Genomic DNA, 19,574 nt, shown 5'->3' on the forward strand with positions numbered 1-19,574 from the left:
AGAGCCCATCATGGTCTTCTCTGCTGTAACCCCTGTTGCTGCCTATAGAAGGTGGCAAGCAGCAGGGCAGCAAGCAGAAGGGCGCCGGCCAGCGGGGGTGTCAGCATGACGCCGGTCGAGCAGCGTCTCATCCCGCGCCGCGGTTGGGCCTTCGTGGCGCTGCTGTGCCTGTTGCTGATCCTGTTCGGCACGCTCTCCCCGGGCGTGCCGCACCCGGAGCAGACCTTCCCCTGGGACAAGCTGCAGCATTTCTCCGCCTTCGCGTTGCTGGCGCTGACCACACGGCTGGCGGGCTTGACCAGCTTGATCATCCTGCCGGTCCTGCTGCTGCTGGGCGTCGCCATCGAATGTCTGCAGCTGGCGATTCCCTATCGCGGCGCTGAGGTGCTGGATGCACTGGCGGACCTCGCCGGCATCCTCATCGGGCTGGGAGTGTTTCAGTGCGTCCGACTGATTCTGCATCTGGTCCGCCTCGGGCCGGCTTCTCGCTGAGCCTCTCCCCCGGGCCGCGTGTCATCGATACGCGGCCTGTCTGAAATTGTCATGCATCAACACTTTCCACTCCGGCCGTCTTTGGCTATGGTGCAGCGCCTGCGCCATGTTGGCGCTTGCCCGGCATGTCGCGTATCACGACATCACGCCGCGTGGTCGTCATGCGGGCCGTGAACTGCCGGCCTGACGCTGGCGCAGTGCTGATTGGCGCAATTTCCGATGGCCATCGTGCCGTCTCTATCCATACCTTGATATCCCGTCTGTGATATCCAATGCGAGGGTCCCCCATGACCGAACGTCTCGATGGCTCCTGGTTTACCGAAATCTTCGATCGCCACGGCAGCGCCTTCTCGCTCAAGGTCAGCCACAAGCTGCATGACGAGCAGACCCCTTATCAGCACCTCGAAGTCTATGCCACCGAGACCTACGGCAACCTGATGGTGCTGGACGGCTGCGTGATGCTGACTGACCGTGACAACTTCCTCTATCACGAGATGATGTCGCACCCGGCGCTGTTCGCTCATGCAGACCCCAAGCGTGTCGTCATCATCGGCGGTGGCGATTGCGGCACCCTGCGTGAGGTGCTCAAGCACCCGGGCGTGGAGAAGGTCACCCAGATCGATATCGATCCGGCGGTCACGCGTGCCTCCGAGCAATTCTTCCCGGCGCTGGTCGAGTCCAATGACGACCCGCGCGCCGAGCTGCTGTTCGAGGATGGCGTCAAGTGGGTCGACAACTGCCCGGACGAGAGCATCGATGTGCTGATCGTCGATTCCACCGACCCGGTCGGCCCGGCGGAAGGTCTGTTCAAGACCGACTTCCTCAAGCGCTGCCATCGTATCCTCAAGCAGGGCGGCCTGATGGTGCAGCAGAGCGAGTCTCCGCTCTATCACACCGATTCCATCATCAAGGACCTGCGCAACGACATGGGCGAAGCGGGCTTTGATAGCGTCGCGACCCTGCCGTTCCCGCAGCCGGTGTATCCGTCCGGCTGGTGGAGCTGCACCCTGGCGGGCAAGAGCTGTGACGTGAAGTCATTCCGCGAGGAAGATGCCGCTGCCGCCACCTTCGCGTGTGACTTCTATACCGTCGAAGGCCATCGCGCCGCCCTGGTGCTGCCGCCCTTCATGCAGCGCCTGCTGGAGAAGTGATCTGCATGCACCTTGCAGTGGCAAGGGAGTCCCATCAGGCACGAAAACGTGCCTGACGGGATGAACAAGCGTTGAGTCAGGCAGACCGAGACATTGGTCGCAATCTGCCACTCGCGCCACATCGCTGCACCGCCAACGGCCGTTTCGCAATGAAACGGCCGTTTTTATTTTGCACCGATATGAGGCGAACTGGTCTCGCCATGAGCCTAACTGCGCGGCAATCGCGCGGAATGATCCGCCGCCCCACTCCGAGGCTTTGGCCTATATCACTGGGTTTTAGCGCTTTTTTCAGCGTTGAACGCAGCGGATCACGCGATAGGCGGAAATTGGAACGCGGCTTGCTATTGTCGGTAGGTGCCATGCAATGCATTGCACCACTTCTGACTCGAGGCTGATCGAGCGGACTCCAGACTTTCGCGAGGGAATCACGATGCATAACAACAAGAAGCCACTGCTGATCGCTAGCGCCGCTGTCCTGGCCGCCTCCATGGCGACAGGCGCCAGTGCCGCGACCCTGGATAGCGTCAAGGAAAAGGGCTTTGTCCAGTGTGGCGTCAGCACCGGCTTGCCGGGCTTCTCGGCACCGGATGACGCCGGTAACTGGCAGGGCCTCGATGTCGATGTCTGCCGCGGCGTCGCCGCTGCCGTGCTGGGCGATGCCAGCAAGGTGCGCTATGTACCGCTGACGGCCAAGGAGCGTTTCACCGCGCTGCAGTCCGGCGAGATTGATGTCCTGTCCCGCAACACCACCTGGACGGCGACCCGTGACACCTCACTGGGCCTCAACTTCGCTGGCGTGAACTATTACGACGGCCAGGGCTTCATGGTCAGCAAGGACCTGGGCGTCGCCAGTGCCAAGGAGCTGGACGGTGCCGCCGTCTGCATCCAGTCCGGCACCACCACCGAGCTCAACCTGGCGGACTACTTCCGCCTGAACGACATGTCCTTCGAGCCGGTCGTCTTCGATACCTCCGACCAGACCGTCAAGGGTTTCGAAGCCGGTCGTTGTGACGTCCTGACCTCCGACCAATCCCAGCTCTACGCGCTGCGTATCAAGCTCTCCGATCCGGCGTCCGCGATGGTGCTGCCGGAAGTCATCTCCAAGGAACCGCTGGGCCCCGTCGTCCGTCAGGGCGATGACCAGTGGTTCAACATCGTCAAATGGACCCTGTTCGCCCAGATCAACGCCGAAGAGATGGGGCTGAGCTCCGACAACATCGAAGAGAAGAAGTCGGACACCAACCCGAACGTCGCGCGCCTGGTCGGTGCCGATGGCAACTACGGGGAAGCCATGGGGCTGCCGGCTGACTGGGCCTACCAGGTCATCAAGCAGGTCGGTAACTACGGCCAGATGTTCGAGCGCAACGTCGGTACCGGCTCCGCACTGGGTATCGAGCGCGGCTTGAACGCACTGTGGACCGATGGCGGCGTCCAGTACGCCCCGCCGGTTCGCTGATGCGCGGGCTCGCCCTGTACTGCGGGTGGGCCTTGCCCCTCATGACAGGCTGAGCAAGGACGCTGGCCAGGGGAAGTGAGCGTCTTGCTCCACTTTCTCTGGCCAGCGTCATGTGGGCCCCAGTTCATGAGGCCCAGCCTGTGAGGCCCAGCCTGTTCCTCGTGACCCATTCATCGAGTGCCGAGAGATAACTGATCTGCCGTTCGATAGGACGGCAGGCGGAAGTCGCATAGCTTTCCGGCGGAGATTGCCTGTATGACACAACCTGCTTCTCGCCCGCCGGCCACGGTCAAGCCACCATTCTGGCGTGACCCGGCCAAGCGGGCACTGATCTTCCAGCTATTGATGCTGGCAGGCGTGTTCGGTGTGTTGGCGATCATCGTCAGCAATACCCTGACCAACCTCGAAAGCCGTGGCATCACCACCGGCTTTGCCTTTCTGGACAACACCGCAGGCTTTGGCATCCTGCAGAGCCTGATCGACTATTCCGAGCAATCCACCTATGGCGATACCTTCATCGTCGGCCTGCTCAATACCTTGTTGATATCCGCACTGGGTGTCATCGCCGCGACCGTGATCGGCTTCGTCATGGGGGTCGCGCGCCTGTCCCCCAACTGGCTGATCTCACGGCTGGCGGCGGTCTATATCGAAGTCTTCCGCAATATCCCGCTGCTGCTGCAGATCTTCTTCTGGTATTTCGCCGTCCTGAGAACCCTGCCGAGTCCGCGTGGCTCGCTGTCGCTGGGCGAGGCGTTCTTCCTCAATGTTCGCGGTCTGTTCGTGCCGGCCCCCATCACCTCCAGCGGTTTCTCGGTGGTGATTGCCGTGTTCGTGCTGGCCGTCGTCGCCAGCGGCATCTTCAGCTACTGGAACCGTCAGCGTCAGGCACGTACCGGTCAGCGCCTGCCGGCGGGCTGGATCTCGCTCGGCCTGATCATCGTGGCGCCGCTGCTGGCCTACTTCGCGATGGGCATGCCGCTGAGCTGGGAGCTGCCGGAACTCAAGGGCTTCAACTTCCGTGGCGGCATCACGGTCGTCCCCGAGTTCCTCGCCCTGTGGGTCGCGCTGTCGGTCTACACCGCAGCCTTCATCGCCGAGATCGTGCGTTCCGGCATCGAAGCGGTACCGCACGGCCAGACCGAAGCGTCACGGGCGCTGTCGCTGTCCGGTGGCATGACACTGCGTCTGGTGGTGGTGCCGCAGGCGCTGCGCGTCATCATTCCGCCGCTGACCAGCCAGTACCTGAACCTGATCAAGAACTCGTCGCTGGCCACGGCCATCGGCTATCCTGATCTGGTCTCGGTCTTCGCGGGTACCACGCTCAACCAGACAGGTCAGGCCATCGAGGTGATCGCCATGACGATGCTGGTCTATCTGACCATCAGTCTGCTGGTCTCCATGTTCATGAACTGGTTCAACGCCCGCATGGCGTTGGTCGAGCGCTGAGGGTCTGCCCATGTCGATTGAAAAGACCCTGTCACGGGTCACCGAGAAGATGATCGATTCCCGTCCGGCGCCGAGCGACAGCATCGGCGCGGTGGCCTGGTTGCGCAGCAATCTGTTCGCCGGACCGATCAATACGCTGTTCACGCTGTTCGCGCTGTATCTGGTCTACCTGCTGGTGGTGCCCAGCCTGCAATGGGCGCTGATCGATGCCAGCTGGAGTGGCACCTCACGAGAGGACTGCACGGGGGAGGGCGCCTGCTGGGTGTTCATCAGTGCGCGTCTCGATCAGTTCATCTACGGCTTCTACCCGAGTGAGGAAACCTGGCGGGTCGATATCGTCTTCGCCGTCTTTGCGGCTCTGATCGCCTGGCTGGCGATTCCGAAGCTGCCGGCCAAGGGCTGGGTCGCCATCGTCAGCCTGGCGGTGTTCCCCTTCATCGCCTACTTCCTGCTGCATGGCGGCAGCTTCGGCCTCGAGATCGTCGGTACCCACGAGTGGGGTGGTCTGATGCTGACACTGGTGCTGGCCGTGGTGGGTATCGTGGCGGCACTGCCGCTGGGGATCCTGCTGGCGCTGGGGCGTCGCTCCGAGATGCCGATCGTCAAGAGCATCTGTGTGGTGTTCATCGAGTTCTGGCGCGGCGTGCCGCTCATCACGGTGCTGTTCATGGCCTCGGTGATGCTGCCGCTATTCGTGCCTGGCGAGGTCAATCTCGACAAGCTGGTGCGCGCGCTGATCGGCATCACCCTGTTCCAGAGTGCCTACATGGCGGAAGTGGTGCGTGGTGGCCTGCAGGCGATCCCCAAGGGACAGACCGAGGCCGGCATGGCGCTGGGGCTGGGCTACTGGCGCAACATGGGGCTGATCGTGCTGCCCCAGGCGCTCAAGCTGATGATTCCCGGCATCGTGAATACCTTCATTGCCCTGTTCAAGGACACCTCGCTGGTACTGATCATCGGGCTCTTCGATCTGCTCGCCATCGTGCAGGCCGGTCTCGCCGACCCCAAATGGCTGGGCTACTCCATCGAGGGCTATGCCTTCGTGGCGCTGGTCTTCTGGGTCTTCTGCTTCAGCATGTCGCGCTACAGCCAGTATCTCGAGCGCCTGCTGCATACCGGTCACAAGAAGCGCTGATCACGGCGCCAAGGAATCTTCATCATGACAACGACAACATCCGCCTCGCAGGGCAACACCGGCACCGATGAGCGCCCGATGATCGAGCTCAAGGGCCTCAACAAGTGGTACGGCGACTTCCACGTGCTGCGTGATATCAACCTGAGCGTGCGCAAGGGCGAACGTATCGTCATCTGTGGCCCTTCGGGCTCCGGCAAGTCGACGATGATCCGCTGCATCAATCATCTCGAGGAGCATCAGGAAGGCGATATCGTGGTCAACGGCATGCCGCTGACCCAGGACATCAAGCAGATCGAGGCGATCCGTCGCAACGTCGGCATGGTGTTCCAGCACTTCAACCTGTTCCCGCATCTGACGGTGCTCGAGAACTGCTGTCTGGCGCCGATCTGGGTGCAGAAGCGGCCGCGCCGCGAGGCGGAAGCCGAAGCCATGAAGTACCTGGAGCGCGTGCGCATCGCCGATCAGGCCCACAAGTTCCCCGGTCAGCTGTCCGGTGGCCAGCAGCAGCGTGTCGCGATCGCGCGCTCGCTGTGTCTGAGCCCGGAGGTGATGCTGTTCGATGAGCCGACCTCGGCGCTGGACCCGGAGATGATCAAGGAAGTGCTGGATGTCATGGTCGAACTGGCCAATGAAGGCATGACCATGCTGTGCGTGACCCACGAGATGGGCTTCGCCAAGACCGTCGCCGACCGCGTCATCTTCATGGATCAAGGCCAGATCATCGAAGAGAACGCGCCGGAGCCGTTCTTCAACAATCCGCAGTCCGAGCGGACCCAGCTGTTCCTCAGCCAGATTCTGGGGCATTGAGGCCACGGACTGACCGGATGCTGTAAGCCGAAAAAGACAACGCCCCGCGTGATTTCCATCACGCGGGGCGTTTTCGTGTGTGAGCCGAAAGGCAGTCGGTGGGTGCTCACTATCAACTCATTCCACTGAATAAAGAGGCTCGCTTAGAGGCTGGGCTCGGTGCGGCGTACTTCGCTGCTGTTGGTGTCTGGCAGCTCTTCATCGCTGCCCAGGCTTGGCTCCTGCGGCTTGGCTGCGGCCTTGGGCGATGCAGCGGCAGGTGTATCGGCAGATGTCGCCGTCGCCGCTGTGGCAGCGGGGGCTTCTTCGCCTTCGCGCGGCCAGGTGACGCTGCGCGGCTTGCCGACCCAGCTGTCGTCATTGTCGTGCACCGCCGGGCGGCGTGAGATGGAGCGCGTCACCAGCGCCGCGGCATCCAGGGTGTGATTGCCCCCGCGAATGCTCAGCAGGTGATGCGGCGCCATCAGCAACTCGAACAGCAGGCGCGTCATCACGAAGGCCAGCAGGAAGCCGCCGACACCCTGCGCCAGTACCGGCCACTGCGCGACCAGCGAATTGTCAGGCCCGATGGGCGTCAAGTGCTGCAGCGTCCAGCCACTGGCAGCCGCCAGCAATCCCAGCTGCAGCATCAGGTGAGCGGTGACCAGCACGCGCCGGGGCAGCGGGCGGCGCATCAGGAGCAGATTGCGCATCGAAACTTCTCCGAGAAAAGACCACAGGATGAGGGGAGCGGTGGCAGACGGGCAGGCGGCGCCCCGCGTTGAGCGGATGTTAGCACGCACTTCGCCATCGACGTCATGTCCGGGAGTCGCGACGCCAGTGTCGGTTCCGGCGACGGTGGAGGAGCGTTGCGGGCGGCTGGCGGGGTAAAGGAAAGGCCGGGCATGCCGATACAGAGGGTGGCACGTACCGATGATGACGCCGGTACACCGCATGCCTGCATGCCTTGCCACCGAGGGGCAGACCCGGCGCGCTCTGCGCTGGCGCCCCCGGCCCCCTTCCCGATGGATTTGAACCAAGGAGTGGCGATGTTTGCCTCGTTACGTGCGCGCATCACGTTAGCCTGTGTGGCGATAGTGCTGGTGGCGCTGGTGGTCGTCAGCAGCCTGAATGCCTGGACCACGTTCCGCAATACGCATGCCGATGAGAGCGACTACCAGCAACAGTTGCTGAGATCGAACGCCGCCCAGCTGAGCCAGTGGTTCAGCGTGCATATCAATGCGGTGAGCGGCATCGCGGCCAGTAGCCTCGAGAGCTTCCCCGATGCCGCCTTGACCCAGGCGATGAAGCAGGGCGACTTCAGCAAGACCTATGTCGGCTTCCCGGATGGTCGTTTCCGTTACTTCGATGGGCGCCCGGGGCGGGCAGGTTATGACCCGCGCCAACGTGGCTGGTATCAGGCGGCGGTGGCGACCGGCAAGCCCGTCATCACGGCGCCCTATGTCGGTGCCACCAGTGGCGAACTGGAAATCAGCGTGGCGGCGCCGGTCTATCGCGGCTCACGGCTGGTCGCCGTGGTCAGTGGTGATCTGCCGCTGGCGTTCATCACCCGCACGGTCGCCGAACTCTCGCCGACGCCCAACAGCTTCGCCTTCCTGATCGACGATACCGGCACGCTGATCGCCCACCCGGATGATGCCTTGGTGCTCAAGCCGATGAGTGCACTCGCATCGGCGCTGACGCCCGAGACCCTGGCCAGCAGCACTCGCCTGGTGGCCGCTGGCCAGTCGGCACTGGTGGTCGATATCCAGCAGCGTGACTACCGCATGTTCAGTGCCGAGCTGGATTCGACAGGGCTGGGAGACACCGGTTGGCGTCTGGCGCTGGCCCTGGATGTGGCCGACTCGGATGCACCGCTTTATGCCCAGCTGTGGACCACGCTGGCCATGACGCTGCTGGTGTTGCTGGGGGCCGCCGCCGTGATGTCGTGGATCGCCAGCCGCAGTCTGCGCGGCCTGGCGCTGGTGCGTGATGCACTGGTGGATATCGCCGCGGGCGAGGGCGATCTCACGCGGCGCATTCAGGTCAGCGGGCGTGATGAAGTCGCCGAGATCGGCAATGCCTTCAATCGCTTCGTCTCGACCCTCAATGGCGTGCTCAGCGAGATTCGCCTCGCCAGTGGCGCGGTGCAGACCGCCGCCGCCGAGATCAGCCAGGGCAGCCAGGATCTGTCGTCACGTACCGAGCAGGCGGCGGCCAATCTGCAGGAAACCTCGGCCTCGATGGAGCAGATTTCCGGCACCGTCGCCCAGTCCGCGGACTCCGCACATGAAGCTGACGGGCTGGCCAAGTCGGCCAGTGAGGTCGCGCGTCGCGGGGGTGAGGTGATCGGAGAGGTCGTCACCACCATGCAGGGCATCGATGATGATTCGCGCAAGATCACCGAGATCGTCAGTGTCATGGACTCCATCGCCTTCCAGACCAACCTGCTGGCATTGAATGCCTCCGTCGAGGCGGCACGCGCCGGCGAGCAGGGACGTGGCTTCGCGGTGGTGGCCGGTGAGGTGCGTACCCTCGCCCAGCGCTCTTCCGAGGCCTCGCGGGAAATCGCCACGCTGATCAGCTCCGCCAACGAGCGCACGCGCAATGGTGCCGAACAGGTCAGGGTGGCCGGCAGCACCATGAACGAGATCGTGGCCAGCGTCATGCGTGTCAGTGAGGTGATCGGCGAGATCAGCCATGCCACCCAGGAGCAGAATCACGGTGTCGGACAGGTCTCCAGCGCCGTGGCCGAGCTGGACCAGGTGACACAGCAGAATGCGGCGCTGGTGGAGGAATCCGCCGCGGCAGCGGATGCGCTCTCCGAGCAGTCGGCGCGTCTGGCCGAGATGGTGGGCCGCTTCCGTCTGGATGGCCCTGCGCAGCCGCCCGCAATGGCGCCGCGCAGCGCAGGCACCCTGTCCGCACAGGGCTCCAGTCCCCGTGCTGCCAGGCCCGTCGCATCGGAGGAGCTGGATTGGCAAGCCTGGTAAGGCCGTCAGCACGCGAGCCTGTCAGTCGCCAGTGACAGGCATCAGACGCCAGGGCCGCCCTTCGGGGCGGCCCTGGCGTTTTTGGTTATCCGCTTTCCTGTCGACCTTCAGGCGTCGGGCTGGCGGGGTGGTGTGCGGGAAATGAGCGGCAAGGGTTGAATGTGCGCAAGGGTGCCAGCATGTAGTCAATTGAAAGCGAAGCGATGATCATCATTCTTCATCAACGACGCCTCACGAGAGACAGGGAGTGTGTAAATGGTTACTTACATCGTTGCTGCCGACGCCGCACGTGCACGTATCTTTGCCCGTGCCGCTGGCAAGGTCACCGAAGTGGAAAGCCTCGTACATCCTGAAAGCCGCCAGCATACCGGTGACCTGAGAACCGGTGGCAAGGGTGAATCCAGCGGCGGGCACGGCAGCCTGCATCAGACTGGCGATGATGGCGCGACCTCCGACAAGCATCAGGACTTCTTCGCCAAGGAAGTCGCGCAATACCTCAAGCAGACGGCCAATGACGGCAAGTTCGATCAGCTGATCATCGCCGCCGCGCCCAAGTTCCTGGGGGCGCTGCGCGACAAGCTCGACAAGCCGGTCGCCAAGCTGGTGACGGAAACCGTCGACAAGGACCTCTCCCACGAGAGCGCTGATGAGATCAAGGCACGTTTCACCGGCTTGACTCACTGATCACTCCCCCGTCATGCAGAGACCAGGACGCCGCCAGCGGAAACGCTGGCGGCGTCTGTGTGAGTGCTCGCTATTCTTGTGAGCCTCATGACGTGAGGAGATAGTGCCATCAGGCTCGGTTGCTGAAGGCCGTGCATGTGCGAATCACGGCACCTGCGGCAGGATGATCTCGTCACTGCGTGAGGCGCTGCCGCTCAGGTTGCGGCAACCGGCGACGAATTCGCGCATCGCCTGGGTGATGAAGCGATCACGATGGTGGACGAAGCGATAGGCGCGCGTCAGCTCCAGCCATGGAGTGGGCAGCTCGACGAGGCTGCCGCGCCGAAAGGCATCTCTCAGCGCGAGGCGCGAGATGCAGCCGATGCCGAGCCCCGCTTCCACGGCACGCTTGATGGCTTCGGTGTGTTCCAGCTCCAGCATGATGTCGAGGCGCTGGGAGACGCTGGTCGAAGGCCCGTCCAGATGTGGGCGCAATGCCTGCTCGAAGGTGCCGCGTGTGCCGGAGCCACGCTCGCGCATGATCCAGCGTGCCGCCAGCAGGCGCTCAAGCGTGACCTCGCCCTGTGCCAGCGGGTGTGACGGCGCACAGAAGATGCTCAGCCGATCACTGACCCAGTGGGTCGCCTCCAGCAGCGGGTGCTCCACCTCGCCCTCCACCAGCCCGATATCCAGTTCGAAGTGCACCAGCTTGTCGATCAGCTGATGGGTATTGTGCACGTGCAGCTCGACGCGGCTGGCGGGGTGATGATGCAGAAAGTCACCGATGATCTGAGGCGCCAGATAGTTGCCGATGGTCAGCGTCGCGCCGATCTCCAGCGAGCCGGTGGCGTCCTGCTGACCGAGCAGCTGCTCCAGTTCCTCGGCCTGGTCCAGCAGCGCGATCGCCTTGGGCAGCAGCTCACGCCCCAGGCCATTGAGCCGCAGGCGCTTGCCATGGCGATCGAACAGCCGACAATCGAACTGACGCTCCAGCTCGGCCAGTGCCGTGCTGGCCGCTGATTGCGACATGGCCAGACTGTCGGCGGCCAGCGAGACATTGTCATGCCGCGCGACCGCCACGAAGACGGCCAGCTGGCGAAGGCTGTAGCGCATTCGACCTCCCGGGGCATGCAGTGAAGGGGCAGAGATGAGGAGGCGAAAGTGAACGCAACGCAGGATTCGCCGTCAGAGCGGGCGGACCCTGCACGATCGAGGTTGAAATGCGATTCATTCGCAACCAATATTGGTAAACTAGATAACCTATATCCAGATAAACCATTTAACGCATAACCCTACAGTGACTACAATCGCTGCATAGTTCATTGGGTCATAAGCTGTTATTTGTTTATGCCAATAGAGAATATCGAATTCGAGGGGCCACGCCCCGGGAGGCCATCAGGTGAGCAGTCTGACCACAACCGAAGTCATCGACGTCCATCACTGGAACGATTCGCTGTTCAGCTTCCGCACTCAGCGTGAAGACAGCCTGCGCTTCAAGAACGGCCAGTTCGTGATGATCGGCCTGGAAGTCGAAGGCAAGCCGCTGATGCGTGCCTACTCGATCGCCAGCCCGAACTACGAGGAGCACCTCGAGTTCTTCTCCATCAAGGTGCAGGATGGCCCGCTGACCTCACGCCTGCAGCACCTGCAGCCGGGCGACCAGATCATGGTCTCTCGCAAGCCGACAGGCACGCTGGTACTGGACGACCTGCTGCCGGGCGAGAACCTTTACCTGTTCTCCACCGGCACCGGTCTGGCACCCTTCCTGAGCGTCATCCAGGATCCGGAAACCTATGAGCGCTATGACAAGATCATCCTGATGCACGGCGTGCGCCATGTCTCCGAGCTGGCCTATGCCGACATGATCGCGGAAGAGCTGCCCAAGCACGAGTATCTGGGCGAAGAGATCGCCGAGAAGCTGATCTACTACCCGACCGTGACGCGCGAGGAGTTCCGCAACCAGGGCCGCATCACGGACCTAGTCGAGAACGGCAAGCTGTTCGAGGACATCGGCCTGCCGCCGCTGGACCCGAAGCGTGATCGCGCCATGATCTGCGGCAGCCCGGCGATGCTCGACGACATCAGTGCCATGCTGGATGCGCGCGGCTTCGCCATCTCGCCGAAGATGGGCGTGCCGGGTGACTACGTGATCGAGCGTGCCTTTGTCGAGAAGTGATCCGCGAGCATCACGCATGAGCGACAAGTGCTGAAACGAAAAAAACCGCAGGCCGATGGCCTGCGGTTTTTTTGTGCTCATGTCACCCGTCGGGGCAGCACGTCAGTGCCAGGGGCTTGCGCCAGAGGCTCAGACGGCGTCCTTGCCGGTCTCGCCGGTACGGATGCGAATGACCTGCTCCAGCGGCGAGACGAAGATCTTGCCGTCGCCGATCTTGCCGGTGTTGGCGACATTGGTGATCGCCTCGATCACGGAATCGATCATGGCGTCATCCACCGCGACTTCCAACTTCACCTTGGGAAGGAAGTCGACCACGTACTCGGCACCCCGATACAGCTCGGTGTGGCCCTTCTGGCGGCCGAATCCCTTGACCTCGGTCACGGTGATACCCTGCACGCCAATCTCCGACAGGGATTCGCGCACGTCGTCGAGCTTGAATGGCTTGATGATGGCAGTGACCAGTTTCATCGTGTCTCTCCTTGGGTGATGGTGCGGGTAACGAGGCCTGCTCGTCACGCCGGTCTCTGACTCAAGCATACACCGCTTATCCAGTCAGGAAAAAAGACTCCCGCCAGGTGGCGGGAGTCTTGATGCTGCAGGTGCTGTCGCGTCCAGGCTTACTTGCGGCTGGAGGTGAATTCCGGATAGGCCTCCATACCACATTCGGCCAGATCCACACCTTCATACTCTTCTTCCTCGCTGACGCGAATCCCCATGATGGCCTTGATGATCAGCCACACCACGAAGCTTGCGATGAACACCCAGGCGAAGATGGAGGCGGCGCCCAGCAGCTGTGCGGAGAAGGTGGCATCGTCATTGGTCAGCGGCACGGCCAGCAGACCCCAGAGACCAACCACACCGTGCACGGAGATGGCGCCGACCGGATCATCGATCTTCAGCTTGTCGAGACCGACGATGGAGAACACGACCAGCAGACCGCCGACGGCGCCGATCAGGGTGGCAGCGCCGACGCTCGGTGCCAGCGGACCTGCAGTGATGGCGACCAGGCCAGCCAGCGCGCCGTTGAGGGCCATGGTCAGATCAGCCTTGCGGAACCACAGACGGGCGAGGATCAGCGCGGCGATGACACCACCACAGGCGGCGGCATTGGTGTTGACGAAGACCTGAGCGACCGCGTTGGCCTCATCGATGTTGGACAGCACCAGCTCGGAGCCGCCGTTGAAGCCCAACCATCCCAGCCACAGGATGAAGGTACCCAGCGTGGCCAGCGGCAGGTTGGCGCCCGGGATGGCATTGATCTCACCATTCTTGCCGTACTTGCCCTTGCGAGCGCCCAGCAGCAGCACGCCTGCCAGTGCGGCGGAAGCGCCGGCCATGTGCACGATGCCGGAACCGGCGAAGTCGCTGAAGCCCGCTGCGCTCAGGAAGCCGCCACCCCAGGTCCAGTAACCCTGCACCGGATAGATGACGCCGGTCATGACCACGGCGAAGGCCAGAAAGGCCCACAGTTTCATGCGCTCGGCGACCGCACCGGAGACGATGGACATGGCGGTAGCCACGAACACGACCTGGAAGAAGAAGTCGGAACGTGCGCTGTAGTAGATGTCGCCACCGGAAGCGAGCGCTTCCTCAGCGGTATTCTCGGCACCGATCAGGAAGCCCAGGCTCGGCAGGAAGCCGCCTTCGGCGCTCGAGTACATGATGTGGTAACCGACGACCATGTACATGGTGCAGGCGATGGCGAACAGCGCCACGTTCTTGGTCAGGATCTCGGTGGTGTTCTTGGCGCGGACCAGACCGGCCTCGAGCATGGCAAAGCCGGCTGCCATCCATAGCACCAGGGCGCCACAGACCAGGAAGTAGAAGGTATCAAGTGCGTACTTGACCTCGATGATCTCGTTCATGCGGGGTTCTCCTTGTTATTGTGCGCGGGGCTCAGACAGCGTCGGCGCCGCGTTCACCGGTGCGGATACGGATGACATCGTCCAGCGGAGTGACGAACAGCTTGCCGTCGCCGATCTTGCCGCTGTTGGCCGCCTGGGTGATGGCGTCCAGTACCGATTCCACACTGCTGTCATCGACAGCCACTTCAATCTTGACCTTGGGAAGGAAGTCGACGACATACTCGGCACCGCGATACAGCTCGGTGTGCCCCTTCTGACGTCCGAAGCCCTTCACTTCGGTGACGGTAATCCCCTGCACGCCGTTGTCGGCCAGTGCTTCTCGCACGTCGTCCAACTTGAAGGGTTTGATGATGGCGGTGATCAGTTTCATGTGCTGCCCCCGTTCGCTACCGGAATGATCATTCTTGTTAAGCATGGCCAGTCAGATGAGCTGGCGGCCTGTTCCTGACAAGTGCATCGCACGAGATGTGCCATGCGACTGAAAATCCTTGTAACTCATCTGGTTATCGCAGGATGGCTGACAGTCTTTCGGCCTATGCAAAGATGGCTGAATCCGAAGGTCACCTGGCATGCACCGTAATGGTGCTGTTTCTGCGCCTTTGGGTGTGGGGGCAAGTTCTAATGTGGTGCAGGTGTGTGCCTGTCGATGAGGATTGTCTGGTGCAGGGCGATGCGGGGCATGCACCCGACTCCAGGGTTGCGTATCCTTGCAGCAGGACACGACGGCCCCATGTACAGGGGTGTCATCATTTTCTGACCGGCAGTCCGCACGACGCGGTTGCCGGCCCGCAACGGCTGAGGTGCAGCATGTTCAAGAATGACGTCATCGGGCGTATGGCCCAGCAGATCGGTGAGCGCCTGCAGGATGCCTCGCATGGCCCGGAAGAGCTGCAGAAGTCCGTGCAAGGGGTGATGCGCGGTGCCTTCGACCGCATGGAACTGGTCTCGCGTGAAGACTTCGACATCATGATGGATGTGCTGACGCGTACGCGCAGCCGCGTCGAGTCGCTGGAAAAGCAGGTCATTGCCCTCGAGGCACTGCTGGAGAAGCAGGGGCTGGTAGCGGGCAATGCACCGGCTGCCGAGCCCGCCACACCAGTGGATGACGAGGGGGAAGCCGCGGTAGCGAAGCGTGAAGCCGCCAGTCACGCCGCGGAAATCGAGCGCCAGCGCGACGCCTGATTCCGTCAGGTGACGGCTGAACCAAAACCGCCACGCCCTTTCTGGGCGTGGCGGTTTTTTGCGTCATGGGCGCCGCTGATTCTCAGGGGAGGCCTCAGGCAGTCTGGGGACGAGTGCCCAGCATCCAGCGCACCAGACCTACCACTGAGGCGATGATCCAGAAGATCTCGATCACGAAGCTGGCGAGGTTGAAATTGATGCACAGGCTGATCAACAGCAGGATCGCCCCGCTCAGATTCATCAGGTTGTAGGTCAGGCTGCGGGCATCGAGTCTGCCTATCTGCAGCAGGAAGAAGGCGCCGACGACCAGAGTGGTGCCTAGCATGCCGATCACATCCGCCAGGGATGCCAGCGGGGCAAGCATGTCTTGCATGGGTAGTGCTCCTGAAACAAGCCGAAGTCGTCCTGAATGGCTGGCCCTTTCCGTGGGTTGGACGATTCTCTGCCGCGCAGCGGCGGCGTTCCGTGAGACAGCTTGGCGGTCATCCCGGCAAGGCCGGGACAACCGATCAAATATACAGCAGTCCCCGTCTGGCGGCACTCTTGTGGCTCTCTCGAGGACGCTATTGCCCCTGTATGAGCACTTTCTTGGTGCAGGCAGGTATCGAGTCGGCCCCACGCCATGCCCATGTGGCGACTGCTGGCGCTGCAATGCGCCAAAACAGGCGCTTTTGCGTGGAAAGTGCTGCCAAAACCGCTACTTTTAACTCGCCGCGTGCGTTTGTCGGCAATGCCGGCAGCGTCAGCACCCGGGCGCGTCGCGGCGCGTGAAGCTGAAATGGCAGCCGCAGCCGCAGCCGCAGCCGCAGCCGCAGCCGCAGCCGCAGCCGCGAGGCGCCAGGTGCTCTCAATCACCAGATAGCAATAAGCCGTCACCCAGCGCCAGGTCCTCAGGCACCAATCCCCGGGCATCAACGACACGATGCTCGTGAAAATTCCTCGAACGCAGCGCATGCGCCGTCGCTGATCTCTCCCTGACAGGCGCCTCATGAGCTCCTCTGGCTCAACCTGATCTCTGACATGGCTTTCATCACTCGACTGAGTCGATCGTCCAAGCACCCTGCCTGCAGTTATTGAGTTTAATTTCTGTTGGTTGGTGCTTGTGAGTTGAGGTCGGGCTGTGGGTGTCCTGGTCCGACGTTGGCTCGCTTGATCATCGATGGCATCAGTGCCTTGAATGATGAAGTTTTGAGCGCTCAAAAAATGTCCACACGCAATGATTATGTAATCTTATCCACAGCCTGTCTGTTTGTTACGTATTCAGTAATTGCGGGAGTCTGGGGCGTAAGGAAATTTACGTTATAGACGCGAGAATCGTCACCTGAACACGCATTTTCAGGTGACTCATGGCAGTGTCGTGAGGGTGTGCGAAGCCTTGCGGCAATTGTCGAGCGCCCGAGCGTTGAGGCGCTCGCCTTCCGGGGAGTATGAGGTTTGCCATGCTGGGAGGGTTGGCAGCGGTGTGTGCCTTCGCGCTCATGGCAGGCCAGTGCCTGCTCCGATTGCGCCGTGCAACTGAGAGGCGGCATCACGCAGGGAAGGCTCATGTCATTGGCAATGTTGCGCACGCGCGCGTCACTTGGTCTCGAAGCACCGGAAGTTCAGGTGGAGGTACACCTTTCCAACGGCTTGCCGGGGCTGTCCATCGTCGGCTTGCCGGAAGCGGCGGTGAAGGAGAGTCGCGAGCGGGTGCGCAGTGCGCTGCTCAATGCCGGCTTCGAGTTTCCGGCGCGGCGTATCACCCTCAATCTGGCGCCAGCGGATCTCCCCAAGGAAGGCGGACGCTTCGACCTGCCCATCGCGCTGGGGATTCTGGTTGCCTCCGGGCAGATACCGGAAGAGGCCGTGGCAGCGATGGAGTGCCTTGGCGAGCTGGCGCTGGATGGCAGCATCCGTGCCGTGACCGGCGTGCTGCCAGCCGCACTCTGCTGTCGCAAGGCGGGGCGGACGCTGGTGGTGCCGCGCGGCAATGCCGACGAGGCGGCACTCGCCGAGGAGTTGGAAGTGCTGGCGGTGGGCCATCTGTTGGAGCTGGTGGCTCACCTGCTGGGGCGCGAGCGCCTCACGCCGCATGTGTGTTCGATCATTCCCCAGGCGCGCCTGCCGGAGCCCGACCTGAGCGAGGTGCGTGGCCAGCATCAGGCACGCAGGGCATTGGAGATCGCCGCGGCCGGCGGCCACAACCTGCTGTTCGCTGGTCCGCCGGGCACCGGCAAGACGATGCTGGCCAGTCGCCTGTCCGGCATCTTGCCGCCACTGGGCGAAGGGGAGGCGCTGGAAGTCGCGGCGGTGCGTTCGGTATGTGGTCTGCCGATCATGGAGCGCTGGGGTCAGCGGCCTTTCCGCGCCCCGCACCATACGGCCAGTGGGGTCGCGCTGGTGGGAGGTGGCTCCAAGCCGCGTCCGGGCGAGGTGTCGCTGGCGCATCATGGCGTGCTGTTTCTGGATGAGCTGGCGGAGTTCGACCGTGGCGTGCTGGAAGTGATGCGCGAGCCGCTGGAGAGTGGCCGTATCCTGATCTCACGCGCCAGCCATCAACGCCGTTTCCCGGCGCGCTTCCAGCTGGTCGCGGCGATGAACCCCTGCCCCTGTGGCTACCTCGGTGACAGTCGCCGCAATTGCAGCTGTACCCCGGCGCAGATCCAGCGCTATCAGGCGCGTCTGTCCGGCCCGTTGCTGGACCGCATCGACCTGCAGGTCGAGGTGCCGGGCCTGCCCGCCGAGGAGCTGACGTCCGCCACCCCCGGTGAGGCGTCGGCCGGCGTGCGTGAACGAGTGCTGGCCGCTCGCGCGCGCCAATTGGCACGCGGCGGCCTGAATGCCCATCTGGATACCCACGCGCTGGAAGCCGCCTGTCAGCTGGAAGACGGCGAGCGCCAGTGGCTGGCCGGTGTGCTGTCACGCCTCAATCTCTCGGCGCGCGCCTATCACCGGGTGCTGCGTGTCGCGCTGACACTGAGTGATCTGATCGACCAGGACGGCGTGCAGCGGCCGCAGCTGATGGAGGCCATCGGCTATCGCCAGCTGGACCGCATGATGGGCAGGGACCCGGCACGCCCGGGTGCCGGCGCACAGCGTGACACTGCTTGAGGGAAGTCGGGTGATGGCTGTGCGGCCATCAGGCCGTGATGCTCAAAAGGACGGTTGGTCCGCGCCGGGAATGCCCTCACGAATCAGGCGTGAGAAGTCGCCGTCCGGATGCTCGTCGGCGGCGATGGCGGCGGGATTGATCAGGCTGCTGGCTTTCAGCTCCGCGAAGGGCGCAGCGTCACTCAGGGCGCCCTGGTCCGCGACATATTCCGGCAGATAGCCGGAGAGCAGCAGGCGGTAGTCCAGCGGCAGGCCGTCGGTCAGGCGCGTCATCATCGCGTAGACGAGGGTGGTGCAGTTGCTGGTGGCGGTGTTGTAGAAGCGTGGCTGAGTGCGCAATGTCTCGGCTTCGTCGACGTAGGCCAGCAACAGCTCGCGGATCATCTCGCGCGGCATCTGCACCCGATAGAGGTGTACCTGCTCGCCGCGCATGTTGCTGCGCACGCGGATGATGTCGCGTTCGTCGGCGGCGATCACCGCCAGTTCGTACTGCTTGAACATGCCGCCGAGGGTCGAGAACTGCTCGGTGCGCTCCTTGCGGATCTCCACCGAGAAGGCCAGATAGCGGCCATCGGCAAAGCCGAAGCTGACCAGCGTGTGGGCGATCTGCGGCCCCATCCAGTGACTGGTCAGCAGGTCCACCGAGGTCAGCTCCTCCAGCGGATAGTCGCGGCTTTCCCAGCGCGGCGTGTAATCCTCGGCGCTGTGCCACACGAAGTTGCGTACCTGCTCGAGATGCAGCACTTCACCCTGCGTGGCAGCCTCGGCCCTGGCGCTTGCCGGCGATGCCTCGTCCCGTGCTGGCGTGACCACCTGCCCCTCGACCAGATGCGCCACCTCCGGCGCCCAGTCGCGGTCCGCCCGTGGCGTGATGCTGGCCCACCAGGCAAGGCTTGCGACCAGCAGCATCAGGTAGCTGCCCATCAGCCGCCAGCGAATCGCGCTGGCCTGCGGCCACCACAGGGCAATCACGCACACGAGGCCCAGCACCGCTGAGAGAGCAGCCACGGTGGTGCGCAGCCCTTCCGGTCCCGGCAGGCGGAACCACAGTGCGGGCACCAGCCAGAGGCTCGCGCCCACCACGGCGAGGCTGCTCAAGGCGCGGGCCGCGAGGCTGACCAGGGTCATCGCGAGGCCCT

18 protein-coding genes are annotated in these 19,574 nt (G+C 63.1%); 11 read left to right on the forward strand and 7 right to left on the reverse strand.

The annotated features are described in order from the left end of the window. Positions 1–105: 105 nt before the first annotated feature. The 6 genes from HA399_RS00280 (at position 106) to HA399_RS00305 (ending at position 6,487) form a co-directional block, all read left to right on the forward strand. Positions 106–492 (forward strand): VanZ family protein, encoded by a 387-nt coding sequence (locus tag HA399_RS00280; RefSeq protein WP_052384300.1) that lies wholly within the window; start codon positions 106–108, stop codon positions 490–492. Between the two features lie 287 nt (positions 493–779). Then, complete coding sequence (speE, locus tag HA399_RS00285) at positions 780–1,643, forward strand: polyamine aminopropyltransferase (protein ID WP_404325650.1); 864 nt, start codon at positions 780–782, stop codon at positions 1,641–1,643. 430 nt (positions 1,644–2,073) lie between these two features. Continuing rightward, entirely contained in the window at positions 2,074–3,099 is a 1,026-nt protein-coding gene (locus tag HA399_RS00290) for an amino acid ABC transporter substrate-binding protein (RefSeq protein ID WP_225347461.1), read from the forward strand. Between the two features lie 255 nt (positions 3,100–3,354). Next, complete coding sequence (locus tag HA399_RS00295; RefSeq protein WP_043331589.1) at positions 3,355–4,545, forward strand: amino acid ABC transporter permease; 1,191 nt, start codon at positions 3,355–3,357, stop codon at positions 4,543–4,545. 10 nt (positions 4,546–4,555) lie between these two features. Next, a complete protein-coding gene (locus tag HA399_RS00300) occupies positions 4,556–5,680 on the forward strand; it encodes an amino acid ABC transporter permease (RefSeq protein WP_043331588.1) in 1,125 nt (374 codons plus the stop codon). 78 nt (positions 5,681–5,758) lie between these two features. Further along, entirely contained in the window at positions 5,759–6,487 is a 729-nt protein-coding gene (locus HA399_RS00305) for an amino acid ABC transporter ATP-binding protein (RefSeq protein ID WP_043331784.1), read from the forward strand. A 143-nt stretch (positions 6,488–6,630) separates the two neighbouring features. On the opposite strand, the gene HA399_RS00310 is transcribed toward HA399_RS00305, so the two are convergent. Continuing rightward, entirely contained in the window at positions 6,631–7,179 is a 549-nt protein-coding gene (locus tag HA399_RS00310; RefSeq protein WP_225347462.1) for a hypothetical protein, read from the reverse strand. 336 nt (positions 7,180–7,515) lie between these two features. Between HA399_RS00310 and HA399_RS00315 the strand changes: the two genes are divergently transcribed. Together HA399_RS00315 and HA399_RS00320 are read left to right on the forward strand one after the other, a co-directional pair. Then, positions 7,516–9,459 carry a methyl-accepting chemotaxis protein gene (locus tag HA399_RS00315; protein ID WP_404325651.1) on the forward strand — a complete coding sequence of 648 codons (1,944 nt, stop codon included), beginning with the start codon at positions 7,516–7,518 and terminating at the stop codon, positions 9,457–9,459. Positions 9,460–9,714: 255 nt separating this feature from the next. Beyond that, the gene (locus tag HA399_RS00320) at positions 9,715–10,143 is read left to right on the forward strand and encodes a host attachment protein (RefSeq protein ID WP_043331587.1); all 429 of its coding nucleotides are present in this window, start codon (positions 9,715–9,717) and stop codon (positions 10,141–10,143) included. A gap of 144 nt (positions 10,144–10,287) precedes the next feature. Here HA399_RS00320 and HA399_RS00325 read toward each other — a convergent pair whose 3' ends face one another. Continuing rightward, positions 10,288–11,235: a LysR family transcriptional regulator gene (locus tag HA399_RS00325; protein ID WP_107335730.1), complete on the reverse strand. Its 948-nt coding sequence runs from the start codon at positions 11,233–11,235 to the stop codon at positions 10,288–10,290. Positions 11,236–11,521: 286 nt separating this feature from the next. On the opposite strand from HA399_RS00325, the gene HA399_RS00330 reads away from it, so the two are divergent. Then, complete coding sequence (locus HA399_RS00330; RefSeq protein WP_043331585.1) at positions 11,522–12,298, forward strand: ferredoxin--NADP reductase; 777 nt, start codon at positions 11,522–11,524, stop codon at positions 12,296–12,298. Positions 12,299–12,427: 129 nt separating this feature from the next. Here HA399_RS00330 and glnK read toward each other — a convergent pair whose 3' ends face one another. The 3 genes from glnK to HA399_RS00345 all read right to left on the reverse strand — a co-directional run bounded on the left by glnK (position 12,428) and on the right by HA399_RS00345 (position 14,533). Further along, positions 12,428–12,766: a P-II family nitrogen regulator gene (gene glnK / locus HA399_RS00335; RefSeq protein ID WP_024951507.1), complete on the reverse strand. Its 339-nt coding sequence runs from the start codon at positions 12,764–12,766 to the stop codon at positions 12,428–12,430. A gap of 149 nt (positions 12,767–12,915) precedes the next feature. Further along, on the reverse strand, positions 12,916–14,163 hold the full coding sequence (locus HA399_RS00340; protein ID WP_043331583.1) for an ammonium transporter: 1,248 nt from the start codon (positions 14,161–14,163) through the stop codon (positions 12,916–12,918). A 31-nt stretch (positions 14,164–14,194) separates the two neighbouring features. Further along, positions 14,195–14,533, reverse strand: a complete 339-nt coding sequence (locus tag HA399_RS00345; RefSeq protein ID WP_043331582.1) for a P-II family nitrogen regulator — start codon at positions 14,531–14,533, stop codon at positions 14,195–14,197. Positions 14,534–14,970: 437 nt separating this feature from the next. On the opposite strand from HA399_RS00345, the gene HA399_RS00350 reads away from it, so the two are divergent. Next, the gene (locus tag HA399_RS00350; RefSeq protein ID WP_192839057.1) at positions 14,971–15,345 is read left to right on the forward strand and encodes an accessory factor UbiK family protein; all 375 of its coding nucleotides are present in this window, start codon (positions 14,971–14,973) and stop codon (positions 15,343–15,345) included. 94 nt (positions 15,346–15,439) lie between these two features. Here HA399_RS00350 and HA399_RS00355 read toward each other — a convergent pair whose 3' ends face one another. After that, positions 15,440–15,718, reverse strand: a complete 279-nt coding sequence (locus HA399_RS00355; RefSeq protein WP_043331581.1) for a hypothetical protein — start codon at positions 15,716–15,718, stop codon at positions 15,440–15,442. A 1,172-nt stretch (positions 15,719–16,890) separates the two neighbouring features. Between HA399_RS00355 and HA399_RS00360 the strand changes: the two genes are divergently transcribed. Next, positions 16,891–18,435, forward strand: a complete 1,545-nt coding sequence (locus HA399_RS00360; RefSeq protein ID WP_404325652.1) for a YifB family Mg chelatase-like AAA ATPase — start codon at positions 16,891–16,893, stop codon at positions 18,433–18,435. Positions 18,436–18,477: 42 nt separating this feature from the next. Here the strand turns inward: HA399_RS00360 and HA399_RS00365 are convergent, their stop codons facing one another. Continuing rightward, positions 18,478–19,563, reverse strand: a complete 1,086-nt coding sequence (locus HA399_RS00365) for a DUF4105 domain-containing protein (protein ID WP_404325654.1) — start codon at positions 19,561–19,563, stop codon at positions 18,478–18,480. Between the last annotated feature and the right edge of the window lie 11 nt (positions 19,564–19,574).

It is taken from the genome of Cobetia sp. UIB-001 (genome assembly GCF_044789135.1).
Taxonomy (GTDB): domain Bacteria; phylum Pseudomonadota; class Gammaproteobacteria; order Pseudomonadales; family Halomonadaceae; genus Cobetia; species Cobetia amphilecti.